General features: G+C 71.8%; 19 protein-coding genes and 1 pseudogene. 9 read left to right on the forward strand and 11 right to left on the reverse strand.

Annotation, left to right across the window (positions count from 1 at the left end):
• The first annotated feature begins 72 nt into the window (after positions 1 to 72).
• Positions 73 to 1,113, forward strand: coding sequence for a VWA domain-containing protein (locus OG898_RS29450; protein WP_250743354.1), 1,041 nt, complete (start codon positions 73 to 75; stop codon positions 1,111 to 1,113).
• A gap of 107 nt (positions 1,114 to 1,220) precedes the next feature.
• Positions 1,221 to 1,934: an alpha/beta fold hydrolase gene (locus OG898_RS29455; RefSeq protein ID WP_266961011.1), complete on the forward strand. Its 714-nt coding sequence runs from the start codon at positions 1,221 to 1,223 to the stop codon at positions 1,932 to 1,934.
• A 9-nt stretch (positions 1,935 to 1,943) separates the two neighbouring features.
• On the opposite strand, the gene OG898_RS29460 is transcribed toward OG898_RS29455, so the two are convergent.
• Both OG898_RS29460 and OG898_RS29465 read right to left on the reverse strand, forming a co-directional pair.
• Positions 1,944 to 2,336 (reverse strand): YciI family protein, encoded by a 393-nt coding sequence (locus tag OG898_RS29460; RefSeq protein ID WP_250743352.1) that lies wholly within the window; start codon positions 2,334 to 2,336, stop codon positions 1,944 to 1,946.
• 163 nt (positions 2,337 to 2,499) lie between these two features.
• Complete coding sequence (locus tag OG898_RS29465; RefSeq protein WP_250743351.1) at positions 2,500 to 3,036, reverse strand: hypothetical protein; 537 nt, start codon at positions 3,034 to 3,036, stop codon at positions 2,500 to 2,502.
• 178 nt (positions 3,037 to 3,214) lie between these two features.
• Between OG898_RS29465 and OG898_RS29470 the strand changes: the two genes are divergently transcribed.
• The 3 genes from OG898_RS29470 (at position 3,215) to OG898_RS29480 (ending at position 6,350) form a co-directional block, all read left to right on the forward strand.
• Positions 3,215 to 3,604 (forward strand): hypothetical protein, encoded by a 390-nt coding sequence (locus tag OG898_RS29470; RefSeq protein ID WP_266961014.1) that lies wholly within the window; start codon positions 3,215 to 3,217, stop codon positions 3,602 to 3,604.
• 66 nt (positions 3,605 to 3,670) lie between these two features.
• Positions 3,671 to 5,170: an MFS transporter gene (locus OG898_RS29475; protein ID WP_266961016.1), complete on the forward strand. Its 1,500-nt coding sequence runs from the start codon at positions 3,671 to 3,673 to the stop codon at positions 5,168 to 5,170.
• A 37-nt stretch (positions 5,171 to 5,207) separates the two neighbouring features.
• Complete coding sequence (locus OG898_RS29480) at positions 5,208 to 6,350, forward strand: NAD(P)/FAD-dependent oxidoreductase (protein WP_266961018.1); 1,143 nt, start codon at positions 5,208 to 5,210, stop codon at positions 6,348 to 6,350.
• 25 nt (positions 6,351 to 6,375) lie between these two features.
• On the opposite strand, the pseudogene OG898_RS29485 reads toward OG898_RS29480, so the two are convergent.
• The 6 genes and pseudogenes from OG898_RS29485 to OG898_RS29510 all read right to left on the reverse strand — a co-directional run.
• Positions 6,376 to 6,681: pseudogene (locus tag OG898_RS29485) on the reverse strand (PPOX class F420-dependent oxidoreductase); the annotation flags it as partial.
• Positions 6,682 to 6,702: 21 nt separating this feature from the next.
• Positions 6,703 to 6,996, reverse strand: coding sequence for a hypothetical protein (locus tag OG898_RS29490; protein WP_266961020.1), 294 nt, complete (start codon positions 6,994 to 6,996; stop codon positions 6,703 to 6,705).
• 46 nt (positions 6,997 to 7,042) lie between these two features.
• Positions 7,043 to 8,605, reverse strand: coding sequence for a multicopper oxidase family protein (locus OG898_RS29495; RefSeq protein WP_266961023.1), 1,563 nt, complete (start codon positions 8,603 to 8,605; stop codon positions 7,043 to 7,045).
• A gap of 10 nt (positions 8,606 to 8,615) precedes the next feature.
• Positions 8,616 to 9,254 carry a 2'-5' RNA ligase family protein gene (locus tag OG898_RS29500; RefSeq protein ID WP_323184949.1) on the reverse strand — a complete coding sequence of 213 codons (639 nt, stop codon included), beginning with the start codon at positions 9,252 to 9,254 and terminating at the stop codon, positions 8,616 to 8,618.
• 59 nt (positions 9,255 to 9,313) lie between these two features.
• A complete protein-coding gene (locus tag OG898_RS29505; protein WP_266961025.1) occupies positions 9,314 to 10,705 on the reverse strand; it encodes a M1 family metallopeptidase in 1,392 nt (463 codons plus the stop codon).
• Between the two features lie 166 nt (positions 10,706 to 10,871).
• The gene (locus tag OG898_RS29510; protein ID WP_266961027.1) at positions 10,872 to 11,777 is read right to left on the reverse strand and encodes a LysR family transcriptional regulator; all 906 of its coding nucleotides are present in this window, start codon (positions 11,775 to 11,777) and stop codon (positions 10,872 to 10,874) included.
• 49 nt (positions 11,778 to 11,826) lie between these two features.
• On the opposite strand from OG898_RS29510, the gene OG898_RS29515 reads away from it, so the two are divergent.
• The gene (locus OG898_RS29515) at positions 11,827 to 12,642 is read left to right on the forward strand and encodes an NAD(P)-dependent oxidoreductase (RefSeq protein ID WP_266961029.1); all 816 of its coding nucleotides are present in this window, start codon (positions 11,827 to 11,829) and stop codon (positions 12,640 to 12,642) included.
• A gap of 31 nt (positions 12,643 to 12,673) precedes the next feature.
• Here the strand turns inward: OG898_RS29515 and OG898_RS29520 are convergent, their stop codons facing one another.
• Positions 12,674 to 13,348, reverse strand: coding sequence for a 1-acyl-sn-glycerol-3-phosphate acyltransferase (locus OG898_RS29520; protein ID WP_250743338.1), 675 nt, complete (start codon positions 13,346 to 13,348; stop codon positions 12,674 to 12,676).
• Between the two features lie 216 nt (positions 13,349 to 13,564).
• Between OG898_RS29520 and OG898_RS29525 the strand changes: the two genes are divergently transcribed.
• Entirely contained in the window at positions 13,565 to 14,014 is a 450-nt protein-coding gene (locus OG898_RS29525) for a DUF2809 domain-containing protein (RefSeq protein ID WP_266961031.1), read from the forward strand.
• On the opposite strand, the gene OG898_RS29530 is transcribed toward OG898_RS29525, so the two are convergent.
• Together OG898_RS29530 and OG898_RS29535 are read right to left on the reverse strand one after the other, a co-directional pair.
• Entirely contained in the window at positions 14,011 to 15,582 is a 1,572-nt protein-coding gene (locus OG898_RS29530; RefSeq protein ID WP_266961033.1) for a serine/threonine-protein kinase, read from the reverse strand. The two genes, OG898_RS29525 and OG898_RS29530, sit on opposite strands and share 4 nt — an antisense overlap.
• A 96-nt stretch (positions 15,583 to 15,678) precedes the next feature.
• Positions 15,679 to 16,413 carry a DUF4232 domain-containing protein gene (locus tag OG898_RS29535; RefSeq protein ID WP_266961035.1) on the reverse strand — a complete coding sequence of 245 codons (735 nt, stop codon included), beginning with the start codon at positions 16,411 to 16,413 and terminating at the stop codon, positions 15,679 to 15,681.
• 313 nt (positions 16,414 to 16,726) lie between these two features.
• Here OG898_RS29535 and OG898_RS29540 point away from each other — a divergent pair, with 313 nt between their 5' ends.
• Both OG898_RS29540 and OG898_RS29545 read left to right on the forward strand, forming a co-directional pair.
• Positions 16,727 to 17,158 carry a hypothetical protein gene (locus OG898_RS29540; protein ID WP_250743334.1) on the forward strand — a complete coding sequence of 144 codons (432 nt, stop codon included), beginning with the start codon at positions 16,727 to 16,729 and terminating at the stop codon, positions 17,156 to 17,158.
• 30 nt (positions 17,159 to 17,188) lie between these two features.
• Positions 17,189 to 18,532: a hypothetical protein gene (locus OG898_RS29545; protein ID WP_266961038.1), complete on the forward strand. Its 1,344-nt coding sequence runs from the start codon at positions 17,189 to 17,191 to the stop codon at positions 18,530 to 18,532.
• The last annotated feature ends 29 nt before the right edge of the window (positions 18,533 to 18,561 follow it).

Here is an 18,561-nt window from a genome sequence, read left to right on the forward strand (position 1 = left end):
CGGAGCCATGATCGATTGTCAGTGGTGGGTGAGACGGTAGGAGCATCCAGTCGGAAACGAGGGGGAGCTTCCATGTCCGGAAACCAGAACTACATCAACCACGTCGCTCTTGTGTTGGACGCCAGTTCGTCCATGTCCCACCTGAGCAGCAAGGTCGTCGAGGTCGCCGACCAGCAGATCGCATACCTGGCACGCCGATCGGGTGAACTGGACCAGGAGACCCGCGTCACGGTCTACGTCTTCGCGGACAAGGTGGAGTGCGTCGTCTACGACAAGGACGTGCTGCGGATGCCGTCGCTGAAGCAGCTGTACCGGACCGGTGGGATGACGGCGCTGCTCGCGGCCTCGCTGAAGTCGCAGCGCGAGCTGGCGCAGACGGCCCAGCTGTACGGCGACCACAGCTTCCTGACGTTCGTGCTGACCGACGGGCAGGAGAACGCCAGCCACCGCTGCCCGGACGCCCCCGCCCGGAATCAGCGCGACCTGGTGAAGGCCGTGGCCGAGATGATCGAGACGCAGGAGGACAACTGGACGCTGGCCGTCCTCGTGCCGGACCAGATGGGCAAGCGCGAGGCCATGCAGTGCGGGTTCCCCAAGGAGAACATCGCCATCTGGGACGCCACGAGCACGCAGGGCCTGGAGGAGGCCGGGCAGGTCATCAAGGACGCCACCGAGAAGTTCATGGTGGGCCGGGCGAAGGGCATCCGGGGATCGCGGGCCGTGTTCTCCACGGGCGCCGAGGTGGTCAACAAGGACACGATCAAGGCGGCCGGTCTCACTCCGGCGGATCCCTCCGCGTACGAGCTGATCCCGGTGGCCCGCGACGCGGCGATCCGGGAATGGGTCGTCGAATCCGGGCACACCTACCGCACCGGCGGTGCGTTCTACCAGCTGAGCAAGCCCGAGAAGATCCAGGCGAAGAAGCAGATCGCGGTGCTGGAGAAGAAGACGGACCGGGTGTACACGGGGCCGGAGGCCCGGGCACTGCTCGGACTGCCGGCCGTAGAGGCGCGGGTCAAGCCGGACCACAACGACGAGTTCACGATCTTCGTCCAGAGCACCAGCGTCAACCGGAAGCTCGTGTCGAACACCCGGCTGCTGCTGATGGTCTGACCCCTCCGCCACGCCCGGGTCGTCGCCCCGGTGTCCGGCCCGGAAGCCGGGCGCCGGGCGCCGGGGCCCGGATGGCGGGGTGCAAGGGGGCGGAGGAGGCTGGGGGTATGCGAGGGCGTCCGCCAGGTGCGGTGGTGGCCGTGGTGGCCGCCGTACTGCTGGTGGCCGCTGCGCCGCCGCCCGGCGGCGATGACACCGAGCAGCGGGTGGACATCGGCGGCGGGCGCAGCCTGTACCTCCACTGCGCGGGCTCGGGGAGCCCGACCGTGGTGCTGACCGCCGGGCGCGTGCCCGGTCCGTACCTGCTGGTGGGGCACTCCTTCGGCGGGATGCTCGCGCTGCGCTACGCGCAGGAGCATCCGGAGCGGACGCGCGGGCTCGTCCTGGTCGACGCGCTGGGGCCGGCGCTGAAGCCCGCGATGGGGGCGGACTGGGCGGCCTACGTGGAAGCGCTGCGGCATCCCGGTACGCCCTTCGACGCCGATCCGGAGTTCGAGCAGGTCGACATCGAGGGCGGGGTCAACGCCCTCGACCGCGGCGGGCCGCTGCCCCCGGTTCCCGTCGCGGTACTGAGCAAGACCGCGCCCTTCGCCGTACCGCCCACGATGTCCAAGGACCTGGTGGCGAAGCTGGAGAAGGCCTGGCCCACGGCGCAGCAGGCTCTGGTGGGCCTGCGGCCGCAGACCCCGCACCTGCTGGCGACCGGCAGCGACCACTACGTCCAGCTCCACGACCCGGACCTCACGATCGCGGCGGTCCGCCTCGTCGCGGACCGCGCGTCGTCCCCGCCGAGGACGGCCTCGCCCTCGCCCTCGCCGTAGCGCCGGGGCTCAGGCCTGGGTCGGGTCTGCGGGGATCGGGTGCACTTCGACCGGGTCGTTGCCCGGCTTCCCTCCCGGGCCGGGGCAGGCCGACGCCCGTGCGGCGATCTCCAGGGCCCGGTCCTCGCTCTTGACGTCGACCAGCCAGTACCCGGCCAGGATCTGCCCCTCCTGGGCCGGCCCGTCGGTCACCTGCGGCCGCCCGTCGCTTCCGGCCCGTACCGTCTTGACGAGCGAGGGGCCGCCAAGGCCCTGCCCGTCCACCCATTCCCCGGCGGCGGTGATGTCCTCGTTGAGGGCTCCCATGTGGGCGAACATGGCCTTCATGTCGTCCTCGGAGTACGACGACATGATGGCGTCCCACTCGGCGGCAGGCACGTTCATCTGGATCATGTACTTCATGTTCCTCACCCTTCCGGGGCGGCTGCTGGGGTTTCGGTCTTCCACAGGGGTAGACAGCCGGTCGCGGCGAAACTCATCGGTTCCCCCAGCACCACATCACGGAAACCCGGTGATCGCCCCCAGGGCAGCTCGCGGGAGGGACGGGTGACGCACGGGCCGCACGTCAGTCTTGTTCCGCGTCGGCCAGGGCGTCGGTGATCAGGCGGGTCGCGAAGTCGGGGTCGCCGGTCATGCGGTTGATGTACTCCGCGAGCAGGAAGGCCGTGGCCTCGAGCGGATTCATCTCCGCCTCGGTCCAGTCCCCGTACTGCTTGCGCCACAGGTTGGGACTCAGGCCGGTGCCCGCGGCGATGACGAGTCCGGCCATGGTGGGGATGGCCTCGGGGCGCACGCTCCTGGGCATCATGCGCATGGTGGCGACGATGTTCGGGACGACGTACTCGATGACGTCCTTGCCGTGCTCCTCGTGGGCCCTGCGCAGCCAGATCATGAACATGTAGATGAGCGTGCACGCCCCGTCCAGCAGGTCGTCGGCTTCTTCGGGGCCGAGCGACGAGGCGTACTGGTCGATCAGCGCCTGCTGTTCGGGGTCCATCCCGGTCTTGCCGTCGTGAATACCCTTGAGCCGGGAATCGATCATCAACAGCGCTGCGCCCACATCACCCGCGGGAGCGTGCTCGGGGTCGTACTGCGATGCCACAGGATTCCTCCTCAGGTCGCCACGAGGGGCGGCTCGGCCTTGGTCCGCACAGTAGACGGCCCACGGGACGGCAGCCGTCCGCTTGGCCTTCCGTCACACCCGGGTGCACTTCTCGAGCCAATATGGCTTCATCATCGGCGACTTGAGGAGCGGTATGCAGATACGGATGCGGACGCGGATGCGAGTGCGAACGGTCTCCCTGGTCGGCGGCTGCGCACTGCTCCTGACGGCCTGCACGGAACGGCAAGGCGCCGTTCCGTCGGCCGGACCGACCGTGACGAGTACGGCCGCGCCGTCGACCGCACGGGCACTGGCCGAGCGGTACCAGCACGCGGGTGGGGACGAGAGCGTGTACGCCATCCAGCAGGAAGAGGGCCCCGAGGGGGCTCCGCTCCTGATCCTCCGGACCACGCACACCTCCACGGAGAACGCGCTCTTCGAGAAGCAGCGGGATTCCGTCGTCACCTACCTCACGCGATTCGAGCAGCTCTCCACGACCCGGGGCTACCTGATGGACGTATTCGGCCGGGACGGATCGCTGCTCCACCGCTGGGACGCCCGCCCTTAGATCGGCACCACCACCCCTTGAGGTGCACGAGTGCATAAGTTGAGCGGTTGCACTTAATGAACGGTTGTGGCCTTCTGGAGAAGTGAGGCCGGCTGCCGCCCCCGCGCTGCTCCCCGGCTTCGCCTCTCTCGTACCTCCTCGTTCGCCACGCCCGAAAGGGGTGATCAGTCATGTCCGCGACCGCATCCCTCCCCTCCGCCGGCCCCACGGCCGTGCCGAAGGACGTGCGCTGGGTGCAAGTTCGGCGACCTCTTCGGCCGCAAGCCCGTGTACCTGGCCTCGATCACCCTCTTCATCGCCGGATCCGCCCTCTGCGGGACCTCCGGCTCGATGAGCGAGCTGATCGCCTACCGCGTCGTGCAGGGCATCGGCGCCGGGGGCATCGGCGCGGGCGCCTTCGCGCTGATCGGCGCCCTCGTACCACCGCGCGAGCGGGGCAGGTACCAGGGCATGACCGCCTCCGTGATGGCGATCGGCACCATCGGCGGACCGCTCCTGGGCGGCTTCGTCACCGGCCACTTCGACTGGCGCTGGGCCTTCTACATCAACCTGCCCCTCGGGCTCGTCGCCCTGGTGTGGCTCTGGCTGAAGCTGCAGGTCCCCGCCCGGCGCATCCAGGCGAGGATCGACTGGGCGGGCATCGCCCTGCTGACCCTCTCCATCAGCGCGATCGTCCTGGCCGCGACCTGGGCCGGCAGCACCTACGCATGGGGCTCCTGGCAGATCCTCTCGCTCGGCGCCGCCGCGATCGTGGGCCTGGCCCTGTTCGTCCAGGTCGAGAAGCGGGCCGGTGAGCCGCTGCTGCCGCTGAGCGTGTTCACCGGCCACCGCAACTACCCGCTCGCGATGATCCTGCTCCTGGCCGCCGGTGTGGTCATGTTCGGCGCGGGCCTCTACCTGCCGCTGTTCCAGCAGACGGTCCAGGGCGCCTCGGCCACCGACTCCGGCCTGCTGATGCTCCCGATGATGATCCCCGTCGTGATCGTCTCCACCGTCGCCGGGAAGGTCATGTCCGCCACCGGGAAGTACAAGGTGTTCCCCGTCGTCGGCACCCTCTTCCTCACCGCGGGCACGGGCCTGCTCGCCACCATGGACGCCCACACCTCGTCCCTGGTGACCAGCTTCTCCATGGTCCTCGTCGGCATCGGCCTCGGCTTCACCCTGCAGATGGCCGGGACCATCGCCCAGAACAGCGTCTCCCTGCGCGACATGGGCGCGGCCATGAGCTCGGTCAACCTCTTCCGCACCCTCGGTGGATCCCTCGGCGTCGCCGTCTTCGGCTCGCTGTTCACCCGCGCCGTGCAGCCCCACCTGCCCGCCGGCGCGGAAACGGACCCGAACGCGCTGCGTGATCTGCCCGCCGGAGCGAAGGACGCCTACCTCGGCGCCTTCGCCACGGGCACCAGCCACATCTTCCTGACGGCCGCGATCCTCTGCGCCCGAGCCTTCGTCGCCGCCGTCTTCGTCATCGAGGTCCCGCTGAAGAAGGCGGGACCGCCCGTACCCACCGGGACCACGGAAGTCTCCGGAACCGCCAAGGCATCGCCCGCCGTCACGGCCGGCTGACAGCGCAGTTCTGCGCGACACGAACGGAGCACGACCCATGACCATCGATACCATCGGCCCTTCGCCCCGCATCGCGATCATCGGTGCCGGGCCCGGCGGGCTGACCTGCGCCCGCATCCTCCAGCGGCACGGCATCTTCCCCACCGTCTACGACCACGAGACCGGGCCGGGGGCACGCGACCAGGGCGGCACCCTCGACCTCCATGAGGACAACGGCCAGATCGCCCTGCGCGAAGCCGGACTGCTGGAGGAGTTCTTCCGGCTGTCCCGGCCCGAGGGGCAGGAAATGCGTCAGCTGGATCCGGCCGGGACACTCCTCTTCCAGCACACCCCTGACGAGGGCGAACGTTTCAAGCCCGAGATCGACCGCGGCCACCTGCGCGACCTGCTGCTGGGCTCGTTGAAGCCCGGCACCGTCCGGTGGGGGCACACGCTCCGGTCCCTCGACGGGCCCGTGGAGGGCCCGCGGCGGCTGCACTTCGCCGACGGCACCACCATCGAGGCGGACCTCGTCATCGGCGCCGACGGCGCCTGGTCCAGGGTCCGCCGCGCCCTCTCGCCGGCCACCCCCCGCTACAGCGGCGTCAGTTTCCTCGAAGCCTGGTTCCATGACGTCGACGACCGGCACGCCGACATCGCCGACCTGGTCGGCCGGGGAAGCGCCGCCGCGGCCGACGGCGACCGGGGCCTGTTCGCGCAGCGCAGCAGCGGCGGTCACATCCGCGCGTACGTCATCCAGCGGGTGCCCGCCGACTGGATCGCCGCGAGCGGCCTCACCGTCCAGGACACCGAAGCCATCCGCGCCCTGCTCCTGGAGCGCTACCGCCACTGGTCACCCCGCCTGCGCCGGCTGCTCACCGACAACGACGGGCTCTACGTCGACCGCCCCATCCACGCCCTGCCCGTCCCGCACGTCTGGGACCAGCACCCCGCGGTCACCCTGCTGGGCGACGCCGCCCACCTCATGCCCCCGCTCGGCGTCGGCGTCAACCTCGCCATGCTGGACGCCTGCGAGCTCGCCCTCGCCCTGGTGGACAACGACACCGTCGGCGACGCCGTCCGCGCCTACGAGGCGACCATGCTGCCCCGCTCGCAGCAGATGCAGCAGCTCCTCGACAACGGCGCCGAGGAACTGCTGTCCACCGAACTCCCGGACTTCGCCACGGCCGAAGGCCGCTGAGACGGCAGCCGGGCGTCGGCACTCCTCAGACGGAGAAGCCAGTGACCTTCTGCGGGGTCACCCGAACGATCACCCGGAGCACCTCGTCCGGTTCGGCCGGCGGGTCCTCGCCCAGGTACTTCTGCGAGAGCGTGCGCGGCAGCGACTTCTCCGGGTCGTCGATCAGTTCGGCGGTGCCGCGGATGTCCAGGGACCGGTACGGGTCCTCGGTGTCGAAGACCGTGAGGCTGATCCGTGGATCCCGCAGGAGGTTCCGCGCCTTCTGGCGACCGGCCGTCGTGGAGAACAGCACCGTCTCCCCCTCCCGGAGGATCCAGACCACCGAGGTCTGCGGCCCGCCGTGTCCCGCGGATCACGCTTCGGGGTCCAGGGGCCGGAGGTCGTAGAGGTAGGAGCGTTCGTTCTTGAAGCTTCGCCAGACGGTGGCCGGGGGTTCGAGTTCATCCATGTGGCTGGTGAGGAGGTGGGCGGTCACGAGGCCGTCGGCGATCTCGTAGTGCCAGCCGTCGGTCGGCGACCAGACACACCGCACGTTCCCGTCCGTTCGGCGATAGGCGGGGCGGCCGTGGTGCTCGCCGTCGCGCTCGAAGTGGTGGCGGAGCCCATCGGTGTGGCGCACGAAGGTGAAGGATGCAAGTGCCGTCATACCTTCGACACTGTAGGGGCAGTGGTGCCGGGTGTTCTCCCCATGCCTAGTGCTGGTGCGTGCCGGAGGTGGGCGGGAGCTTCGGGGCCTGTGTCGGCCGGCCCGGGTTCACCACCGTGAACTGGCCCATCATGCCCTCGTCCTCGTGGTAGAGGAGGTGGCAGTGGTACATGTACGGCGTGTCCGGGTCTGCGGGGCCCTCGAAGCGCAGGGCTATGCGGACCGTCGTACCGGACGGGATGAACACGGTGTCCTTCGGGCCGCGCAACGGCGCGGGCGGGGCTGCGCCGTTGATGTCGAGGACGCGGAACTGGACGTCGTGGACGTGGAAGTTGTGCGGCATCCCGTCGTTGTTGCGGAGCGTCCAGGTCTCGGTCGTCCCGCGGGTGACCGTCTCGTCCACGCGGGACATGTCCATCTTCCGGCCGTTGATGCCGGACATCTTGAGCTCGAAGAAGCGGCCGCGTACCGCGTCCTCGCCGGTGGGGAGGGTCGAGGCCGCCAGCGCCTGCGGCAGCTCGGCCGACGGTCGAAGCGTGGGGGCCCCGCGCAGCTGCATCACGTCGAAGGAGTCGTCGCCGCCCCCGAAGCGCTGGTTCCAGAAGTCCAGGCCGGCGTCCAGGGGGTGGGAGCGCAGGACCGTCCGCTCGCCGGGCCGTATGCGTACGACGATCTCCGCGCGCTCCCCCGGCGACAGGCGCAGGCGGTCGGTGATGTGCGGGGCTTCGAGGAGGCCGCCGTCCGAGGCGATCTGCCGGAACTCCCGGCCGTCGTCGAAGCCGAAGGTGTAGACGCGGGCGGTGGAGGCGTTCAGCAGACGCAGCCGGACCAGTTCGTCCTGCACGGTCACGTACGGGTCCAGCGTCCCGTTGACCATCGTCCGGTCGCCGAGGAAGCCGACGTTGCGCATCAGCTTGTGGCCGTGGTCGAACTTGCCGCCGTCGAAGGACACGTCCTGGACGATGACCGGTATGTCGTCGACCCCGTAGGTCTTGGGCAGGGGCAGGGCCGCCGACTGCGGGTCGTCGAGGAGGAACAGGCCCGCGAGGCCGCGCTGCACGTGTGACTCGGTCGCGCCGTGCGGGTGCGGGTGGTACCAGAGGGTCGAGGCGGGCTGCTCCACCGTCCACTCGGGGGCCCAACTGCCGCCCGCCGGCACCATCTGGTGCGGGCCGCCGTCCATCGCGGCGGGCAGGTGCATGCCGTGCCAGTGGACGGACGAGGCCTCGGGCAGGGCGTTGGCCACCTTCACCCGGACCTTCTCCCCCTTCGCCGCGCGGAGGGTGGGGCCCAGGTGGCTCCCGTTGAACCCCCAGGTGGGGGTCTTGGTCCCCGGGGTGAACTCGGTTTCCCCGGTCTGCATCCGCAGGTCGAAGACGCGCGTTCCGTCGGCTTCGACCGTGGACTGCGCCAGGGGTGGCACGGCGAGGGCGTTGCGGAAGTCCACCGCGCCGACGGTGGACACCTTGGCTCCCGTGTAGAGCCATGTGAACAGCACTCCGATGACCAGGGCGAAGGTCGCGACCAGCGAGCCCAGGATCAGCAACGCCCGCTTCCACGGCGACATCCGGCGCGTGCCGCCGGTCCCGTTCTTCCCGTTTCTCCACATGACAACGACGCTACGGACGGCGCTCGCGCCGGACATCGGGGACCGACCCGGGGCCGCCCCGGAGACCGCCCCCGAGAGGGTTCAGGGGGCGGTCTCGGGGGCGAGGGGCGGGGTCTCCGAGTGCGAAGGAGGCCCGCGTCCGCCACGTGGTGCCGTCGTGGACCATCAACTCCACCGCGGAGACGTGCGAGGTGAACGGGAGCCTGCCGTCGAGGTCGGCCTCGATCTCCTCCAGGACCGTGCCCTCCTGGCCTTGTGCGATGGTCAGGTGCGGCACGATCTCGGCGAACCGGCCGCCGTACGGCGGGGCCTCGGGCCAGCGGGCGGCGATCGCCTCCGTGAGCCGGATCAGCGGCGCAGCGGGCTCCGGAACGAGGTACAGGACCTCCGGGAGCCGTCCGCACCTCTCGAACCGCAGGTCGAACGGCTGGTGACGGCGCAGCACGTCCTCGAGGGCGGCGTGGACGAGCGGATCGATTCGGCCCTCCTCCAGGAACGGGAAGAGCACGGTGACGTGTGCGGGAACCCCGGCCCGGGCCGAAGGGTCGAGCCGCTCGCGCCATCCGCGGACGGCCGGCTCCGCCTCCGGGATACTGACGACGAGGCCCGTCTGACCCGGCTGGAACGTGCTGCTGCTGTCATCTGCCATGACACGACAGGGTGCCACGGGAAGATCCGCTCGCGCCCGCGGGTTCGTGCCGGACCTGGTCAGTGGATCCTGTGTTCCGCCCAGAAAGAGGTGAGGTCCTGGGACGTTGCCGCCTGGGCCGCGCGCTGGAAGTCCTTGGTCGTGGAGACGCCCAGCCAGTGGTCGCGCACGTAGTCGCGCAGCATGGCCGTCATCGCCGGGGCGCCCAGGGTGCGTTCCAGGTCGCTCAGGGCGCAGGAGCCGCGGTGGTAGACGACCCGGACGAACTCCGAGCGGTGGCCGTTCGCGTAGTAGCCCATGGAGTTGGTGAGGGCGGCCGTGTCACTGGGCCAGGCTCCCGCGTCCTCCCAGCACGTGGTGGTGTCGTCGCCGTAGTACGTCAGGTTCGCGTACTGGGCGAAGGCTTCGTCCAGCCAGGGCGAGGTGAACTGGTCGTTGCCGACGATGCCGTAGAACCACTGGTGGGCGATCTCGTGGACGACGGCCGAGCCCTCCGGTTCGGTCGCGAGCAGCACGAGGCCCGGGAACTCCATGTTGCCGAAGTCGTCGAGGTTGTCGCTCATGACGAGGTCGAGCTCACCGTACGGGTAGCGCCCGAAGCGCTTCCCGAAGGCGTCGACCGAACCCACGGCGTCCTTCAGATCGCCGGCCACGCCCTCCGGGGAGGTGGTGGCGGTCCAGTAGGCGTTCAGCCGTACTCCGCCCGGCGTGGTCAGCGTCTTAGACCGGAAGGGGCCCGCGGCCCACGCGAAGTCCCGTACCCCGTGCGCGATGCTGGTGGTGACCGTGCGGCCGGGTGCGCCGGCGCGGCGCGTGGTGGTGCCCGTCGCGGGGACGACGAGCGCGCCGGGGTGGTCGAGGGCGACGCGGAAGTCGCCGGTCAGGGTGTAGAAGCTCTCGCCGAAGCCGACGTCGGGGTCGAGGTGGCGGCCCTGGGCGTCGCGTACGGACAGCAGGGGCAGTGCGTTGCCGAGGTAGCGGTGCGCGCCGTCCTTGCCGAAGCGGTGGACGCGGTCCGGGACGGTGATGTCCACGTCGAAGGAGACGCTGGCCCGCGCCCCGTACGGGAGCGGCGCGGGCAGGTCGATCTGCAGGGCGGTGCAGCCGACGGTGAGCGGTCGCGGGCTGCCTCCGGTGACCCTGCCCACCCGGACCGGGGACGGCGCCCCGGGAGTTCCACAGCCGTCGGTGCCGTTCCCCCACAGCCGGACGTCGATCGAACGCAGCGGAGTTCGGGCGGAGTTGCGGAAGGAGACCGTCTGGCGGCCGGTCCAGTGGGAGCCGTCGGTGTCGCTGCGCAGCGACACCTCGTAGGAGGGGCGGTCGGGCGTCGCCGCGGGCGTGGAGGCCGCGGGGTCCGGAGGGGTCTGGGCCGCGACGGTCTGCGGGGCGCAGAGCATGACGGATGCGAGGGCGAGCAGCAGGGCCCGCCTGAACCTGAGCGAGATCATGCCCGGCACGCTAGAACGTCCGTACGGCCGGACGGGCGAGTTCCAGGGCACTCGCCGCCGGCATCCCCGCAAGGAGGCGTACGTACGGTCCCCGGAAGCGCACGAAGGCACCAACACCGTTACGTTGCACAGGCGTTGGACTGCATCAGGTGAAGGTGTCCTCCGGTCAGGCGGTCAACTCGGCGGCCACGGAGCGCAGGAGCGCGAGGAAGGCGGTGGTCGCGGGTGAGGGGGCCGAGCCGCGCGGAGTCGCCGCGTACACCTCGCGACGCGGGGAGTCCTCCGCGTGCAGCGGGACCAGGGCGATGTCCGCGCGGGCCGATGAGGCCGCCAACTCGGGCACGAGGGTCACGCCCAGGCCTGCCGCCACGAAGCCCTGTTTCGCGATCCAGTCGGCGGCCAGGAAGCCCATCCGGGGCTGGAATCCCCGGGCCAGGGCGCCGGCCATGAGGGTTTCCTCGGGCCGGCTGCTCGCTGCGATCCATTCCTCCCCGGCGAAGTCGGCCAGCCGCGCCGAGCGCTTTCCGGCCAGCGCGTGGCCGCGGGGCACCGCCACGTACATCCGCTCGTCCAGCAGGTGGTGCAGTTCGCACCCCTCCAGCGGCTGCCCGCAGGCCGTCCCGACCACGCCGAGATCCAGCTCCCCGGCGGCCAGCAGGGCCAGCTGCCGGGCGGATCCGCCCTCGGTGCGGGTGACGCGCACGGCGGGGTGCCGGGCCCGGAACGCCGCGAGGGTGCGGGGCAGCAGGGCGGCGTCGGCCGTGGAGAACGCGCCGATCCGCAGGCGGCCCCCGTCCAGGGCGCGCAGCGCGTCCAGTTCGGCGCGGGCGGCGCGCAGCCGCTCGCCGACCGCCTCGGCGTGCGGCAGCAGGGCCCGGCCGGCCTCGGTGAGCCGTACGCCGCGCGGCAGCCGGTCGAACAGCGGGGTGCCCCATTCCTCCTCCAGGGTCTGCACCTGACGGGACACCGCGGACTGGGTGTAGCCCAGGACTTGGGCGGCGGCGGTGAAGGAGCCGTGGCGCGCCACGCTGCGGAACACCTCGTAGAGGTCAGGGATCGGCATGGGAGCCATGCTATTCATTCGCTTGTCGCATGGCTGGGGCGGACCTAGCGTCGAGGCCATGAACACCACAGCGGACGACGCGCCGCACATCGCCTTCCTCGGCCTGGGCAGCATGGGCGCCCCGATGGCCCGCCGACTGCTCGCCGCCGGACACCCGGTGACCGTCTGGAACCGCACCCCGGGCAGGACCCGCGCACTCTCCGAGGCCGGCGCGGTCCCGGCCGCGAGCCCCGCCGAGGCCGTCCGCGAGGCGGACCTCGTGATCACCATGCTCGCCGATCCGGCGGCCCTGCGCGCCGTCGCGGAGGAGCTGCTGCCCGCCCTGCGCCCCGGTACGCACTGGATCGACACCTCGACCGTCGGCCCGCAGGCGGTACGGGACCTGGCGGGACGGCTGCCTTCGGGAGTGCTGCTGACCGACGCCCCGGTCATGGGCAGCGTGGACCGGGCCGCCTCCGGCGAGCTGTGGGTGCTGGCCGGTGGGCCGCTGCCCGGCCCGGTCCGCCAGGTCCTGGACACCTTCGGCGAGGTGACCGAGTGCGGTCCGGCGGGCTCCGGCGCCGCGCTCAAGCTGGTCCTGATCAACGCGGTCATCGGCGGCGTCGCGCTGGTCACCGAGGCCCTGGAGCTCGGCTCCGCGCTGGGCCTTCCGGAAGAGCTGCTGCGCTCGGAACTGGCCCGCGGGCCCCTGGCCGGTGCGGTGGCCCGGGCCTACGCGGAGGGCTCCCACTTCCCCGTGGCGCTGGCGGCCAAGGACGTGGACCTGGCCCGCGGCCACGCCGAGCTGCCGGTCCTGGACGCGGTGCACGGCGCCCTGACCGCCCGCCCCGAACTCGCCGCCCGCGACCTGGCGGCCCTGCGCCCGGTCCGCTGACCGGCCGTTCGGAGCCGATGCTCCGCGCGGCCTACGGCGTGCCGACGCCGACTCCGACTCCGACGCCTGCGAGGCCGAACAGTGCGGTGTGCCAGGCCGAGGTGACCGCCCCGTGGGCCGCGGCCGTCGCTTCGGGGAGCCCGTCGGGCAGGAACAGGGGCGCGCCCACGTGCACATGGACCCGCGGCCGACGGACCGGGGCCGTGAGGACTCCGGCGAGCTGCTTGGCCGTCGTCCCCGAGCTCACCCGGCGGACGCCCGCCTGACCGACGGGGCGGACGGGTGCTCCGGTGGCCAGGGCGAGGCGGGCCAGGCCGCTGCGGAAGGGCAGGGGCGCGGCTTCCCCCGAGTCGCGCCGGGTGGGGATCCCGCCTTCCCCGTACATCAGCACGCACCGTCCCGCCGCCAGTGCCCGGGCGGCGTCGGCGAGTGAACCGGCCGCGCGGGCCGTTCCCCGGTGGACCGGGATGTGCCCTTCGCGGGCGAGCGCCCCGCCCAGCACCGGGATCCGCCACAGCCCGGCCGTGGCCATGATCACCGGCTCGACTCCGAGCCGGCGCAGCGCGGCGACCACGACGACGGGGTCGGCCAGGCTGGTGTGGTTGGCGGCCAGGATGGTCCCGCCGACGACGGGGCCCGACGGGTCCGCGGAGACGGTCATCCGCCCGAACACCGGGGCCAGGGCGGCGGCGACGTGGCTGATCATGGAATCGAACCTCCGGGACGGGGTGTGCGGTCTTCGTGCCTCCAGCGTGTCGGCCACCGCCCTGGCCTGCATGAGTCGCCCTACTCAACCCGCCTGGGTACGCGGCCCACATGCCCCTCCGCTCCGCGACGGAAGCGGGAACGGGAGCCGGAGCCTCGCGGGAGCCGGAGACGGAGACGGAGACGGCGGGCGTCAACCGTCTGGCAGGGTGGGCCCATGACCACCTACTCGCCTGCGGGGCGTGCCCGTGCCGGAACCGGCCGGAACCGGGCCCGGACCCGTCTCGCGGCGGCCGCGGCGGTGCTCGTGACCGTCGGCGCGGGGCTGGGGCTACGGGCCGTGGCGACGGGGAGCCCCGCCAAGTACGGCGGAGACGCGCTGTACACCGTACTGATCTTCGCCCTCATCGTGCTGGCCCTGCCACGGGTGACGGCCCTGCGGGCCGCTGCCTGCGCTCTCGCGGTGAGCTGGGCGGTGGAGTTCCTCCAGCTCACCGGAGTACCGGCGGAACTCTCCCGGCACAGTGGGCTCGCCCGGCTCGTTCTCGGGTCCACCTTCAATCCGCCCGACCTGTTCTGGTACGCGGTCGGCGCGGCGGCCGGCTGGCTCGGCCACACCACCGTGCGGCGCCTCTCGGCACGGCCCGGTCCGGAGGAGACCGCCTAGTGACTGCGGGTCAGGTTGGCCGGGGCGCCCGCCGACTGGGCCCCTTCGGTCTCCAGGGTCAGCCGGTCGGGCTCCGTCAGGGTCAGCACGTAGAGGTTGCCCTTGGGACAGTCGAAGGTGGCCGCGGGGTCGGTCGGATGGCTGGTCACCGCTGCGAAGACCGCCCTGTCCGCGCTCGTCTGCCGTAGTTCCAGGGCCTCCGTGCACCCCAGGTTCCGCCCTGAGGCGGTCTCCTTCACCTCGCTGACCTGCCGGCCCACGAGGTCTCCGACGGAGCCCGCGTTCAGCGTGACCGTGACGGAGAACTCGCCCGTCCTGGCCCGTGTGATGCCGTCCGCGTCGGGGGTTCCGGGTCCGGTGCCGGTCCACGTGCCGACCCACGACCGCGGCATCGCCGACGCCGATGCGGAGCCGGAAGCCGACGCGGACGGGGTCGCCGGTCCGCGCCCGTCCCCACCCCCGTCGCCGTTGCCATCCCCGCCCCACGGCATCTTGATCACGAGGGTGGCCGCAACGACGAGGACGGCGGCGCCGACCGCCCCCGCCACCCAGGGCACCCGTCGCGTCCCGGCCGCAAGCGGAGCGGGAAGCGGCGGCGTCGCCGCGAACGCCGAAGGCGGCGCTGGCGGCGCCGCCGGCACGGGAACGGGCACGGACTGCGGCTGGGACGCCGCCAGGATGCCCTGGAGCGTGGCCTCCCGGCTGCCCACGTCCGCCGCGAGCGCAGGTGGTACCGCCGCGCTCCACTCCTGCCCTGCCGCGCCGATCCGGGTCAGTACCTCGTCGGCGGTCGGGCGCGCCTGCGGATCCTTGGCCAGGCACTCGCCGAGCAGCGGGCGGAGCCCGTCCGGAACTCCGTCCACGGCGGGCTCGTCGTGCACGATCCGGTAGAGGAGGCCGGGGAGTTCGAGCTCCTCGCCGTCGGCCAGGAAGGGGCTGCGCCCGGTGGCCGCGTAGACGAGTACCGCGGCGAGCGAGAAGACGTCCGCCGGGGCCTCGGCCACGGCTCCGGTCGCCTGCTCCGGCGCGAGGAACCCGGGTGTGCCGATCACCGCTCCCGTCCGGGTGTGGCGCGGGTCGTGCACGGCGCGCGCGATGCCGAAGTCGATGAGGAAGGGCCGCTCCCGGCCGAGCAGCACGTTCCCCGGCTTGATGTCGCGGTGGACCACGCCCGCCGCCCGTACGGCCACGAGCGCGGCCGACAGTTCCCGGGCCAGGCTCCACACGGCCGGGCCGGTCAGCGGTCCGTGCCGGTGCACCCACTCGCCAAGGGAGGGCGCGGCGACGTACTCCGTGGCGAGCCACTGCGGGGACGCCCCCGGAGCGCTGAAATCCACCACCGAGACCGTCCACGCGGAACGTACGCGGTCGTTGGCGCGTATCTCCCGCGTGAAGCGGTCGGCGAAGTCGGGATCCCGGCTCAGCTCCCGGTGGACGGTCTTCAGGGCCAGCGGCCGGCCGGACGCCGTCCGGGCCAGGAAGACCTCGCCCATGCCGCCTTCGCCGAGCCGCGCCAGCAGGCGGTACCCGCCGATCTCCGGCGGGTCGCCGGGCCGCAGTGACTCCACCGACTCCCCCTGTCCACAAGGCCGTTGCCCGCACGCGCGGAGCGCGCGGACCGGCCGGTGGAGTCACCTTAGAGGACGGCCCGGAGGGCCGGACGGTCAGGACGACATGATGAAGCGCAGGGCCAGACCCGAGGCGGTCATCCAGTGGGTGACCTTGGCGAAGTCGTTGTAGTAGACCGTGTCGACGCCGGGCAGGGCGACCTTGATCGGTTCTCCCTTCTTGCTCCCGGCCGTGGTGTCCTGAAGCTGGACGGTCATGGTCTTCGCCGGGGCCTCGTCCATGGGTCCGTTCAGGAGCAGCGCGGCGTGCGTCTGCTTGCCCGGCGCGATGGTCTCGTACGGCGTCCCGGGCGTCGGGGCGCTCTCCTTGATCTCGGGAACCAGGCGCCGGGCGTCGCCGATCTGGACCTGCGGATAGCGGTAGACCTTGCACGCCTTCTGGCTGGTGTTGGTGAGGGTGAGGAGGATGTGCCGGACGCCCTTGCTGATCTCGTCCTCGGTGCTGGAGGTGATCGAGACGTCGCCCGGGGCGCAGACGGCGACGGCCCCGTCGCCGCTGCCGCCGGTGGCGCTCGGTGCCGGGCTCGGCTTCGCCGAGGGCGTGCCGCCGGGCTTCGGCGTGCTCGGGGAGCCGGTGTCGCCCGGGGTGCCCGACGGGCTCGTCGTGCTCGGGTTGCTCGGGTTGCTCGGCTTGGCGGTGGGCTTGCCGTCGCCCGGCCCGTCGCCCCCGCTCGGCGAGCACGCCGCGGACGCGAGCAGGGCGGTGACCGTCGCGGCCCCGATGACGTAGGACTTCCAGCCTCTGCGACTCGTACGGGCAGCAGTGTTCATGGTGTTCCCCCGTGGGCGGCCCTGAGCGGCCGCTGTCGACTCCCGATGATGACCGCAGACCGCGATGGCTCCGCGGAGTTGACGGCGGCCCGTCATGGCTCCCACCTGCTCCTTACCGGCGCCCCGGCGTCCTGCAGTAGCGAATTTCCCCCATCACGGGGCTCCCAGACGCCTGTTACACAGCAGGGACAAGAACGGCACGCTTCGGTCAGATGACCGGTCGGCCAGAGCGTCCGCCACCCCTGCGCACGGGGTGGTTGACCTCCGCTCGTTTGGCATGTATATGATCTTGCCCTTCGGACGGGGGAGCATCATGTCAGGGGATTTCGCGCAGGAGTGGGAGCGTGAGCGCGCGGGCGCCACGGACCACGACGTGGCCGTGCGGTTGAACGGCGCACCCACGGGGCCGTTCGCTCCGGGCGGGTCCGGTGACTTCGCCTCGACGCCCGCCGAGAAGCAGGCCGCGGCGAACACCATCGAGACCGAGCTGGAGCCGAACACCAAGAAGGCCTCCGAGCACGCGGACGACGCCACCAGCACGGCCCAGAAGGGCTTCGAGGGCTGGGACACGGCCGGCGCCCTGAAGAAGGTGTCGGACACCTGGGACCAGCAGGTGCGGACCTTGATGGGCCGTCTGTCCTCCGAGAAGGGCGCGCTGCGCGGGACCTCGGGGCTCTTCGTGCGCAACGACACCGGACTGGGCAACCAGTTCCTGGCATCCGGCTCGAAGCTGAACGGTCTGTAGGGGGCTGCGGTGCTGACGTATCACGAGGTCATGACCACGGACCTGGGCCTGCTGACGGCCGCGGCGGCCAAGTGGGAGGCCATGGCGGGCGAGTTGAAGAAGGTCGAGACCCGCTACGGCGACAGCGTCCAGAAGATCACGCTGGGCCAGACCTGGGCCGGCGTCAGCGCGGGCGCCGCGCAGTCGGGTTTCGCGGCGACCCGTTACGAGTACGCCGCGGCGCAGACCCAGGCCAAGGCCGTCGCGAGCCTGCTGCTGGACGCCCACGCCGTGTTCACCGATCTCAAGTCGAAGCTCCAGAGCGCGCGGGACGACGCGGTCGCCGCCGGGATGACCGTGTCGGAGCAGGGCCGCGTCGCCTTCGACTACTCCAAGCTGACCCCCGCCGAGCGCAGCGCCTACCACCACGACCCCGACGGCGAAGCCTCCATCCGCACGGCGGTCACCTCGTGGCAGCAGTACCTCGACGACCGCGTGAAGGCCGCTTCCGAAGCCGATCAGCACGTGAAGGCCGCCCTGGAGGCCGCCGTCGTCGACGGCAACCGCGACGCCTTCGGCAAGGGGGCCGACCAGACCATCGGCGGGTTCAACGCCCACCCCGAAGGCGACCTGGCCGAGGTCCCGCTCCCCCGGTCCAAGGACGCCGAGGTGGGCACGAAGACCAACGGCTGGCAGGCCGAGGGCTCCGCGTCGGCGACCGGGCCCGGCGCGGGCGCCAAGGCCTCCGGGCCCAAGTACGGCAAGGAGGGCTCGGCCCAGGCGTACGCCGAGCTCGGCCACGCGACGGCGCAGGGATCCCTCAGCAACGGCTCGATGCGGCTCTCCGGTATCGCCGACGCCTACGCAGGGGCCCGGGCCAGTGCCAACGTCGGCATCACGGACAAGGGCCTCACGGGCAAGGCCGAGGTGTCCGCGGGTGGCCGGGCCCTGACCGAGGGGCGCGCGGGATACGGGTACGTGGAGGGCTACGGCCGGGCCGAAGGGTTCGCCGGAGCCGAGGCGCAGGCCAGTGCCGGCGTCGGCCTGGAGGGCCTGAACGCCGGGGCGAAGGCCTTCGCCGGGGCGAAGGGCAGCGTCGCCGGGGGCGCCGAGGTCGCCGGGATCGGGGCCGGTGCCACGGCCGAGGGATGGGCCGGAGCGGGCGCCGAGGCGAAGGTGACCTTCGGCAAGGGCGACGACGGCAAGTTCCACGTCGGCGGCAAGGTGGGCGTCGCCCTCGGCCTCGGCGGTTCCGTCGGAGCGGAGTTCACGATCGACCCGGCGAAGGTGGCCGACGCCGCCGGCGACGCGGCCGACGCGGTCGGGGACGCCGCCCATGCCGTCGGCGATGCGGCGGGCTCGGTCAAGGACACTGTCGGCAGCTGGTTCGACTGACCCACGTTTCCGCCTGAGGACAGAAAGAA

The sequence above is a fragment of the Streptomyces sp. NBC_00193 genome, assembly GCF_026342735.1.
Lineage (GTDB): Bacteria > Actinomycetota > Actinomycetes > Streptomycetales > Streptomycetaceae > Streptomyces > Streptomyces stoeckheimensis.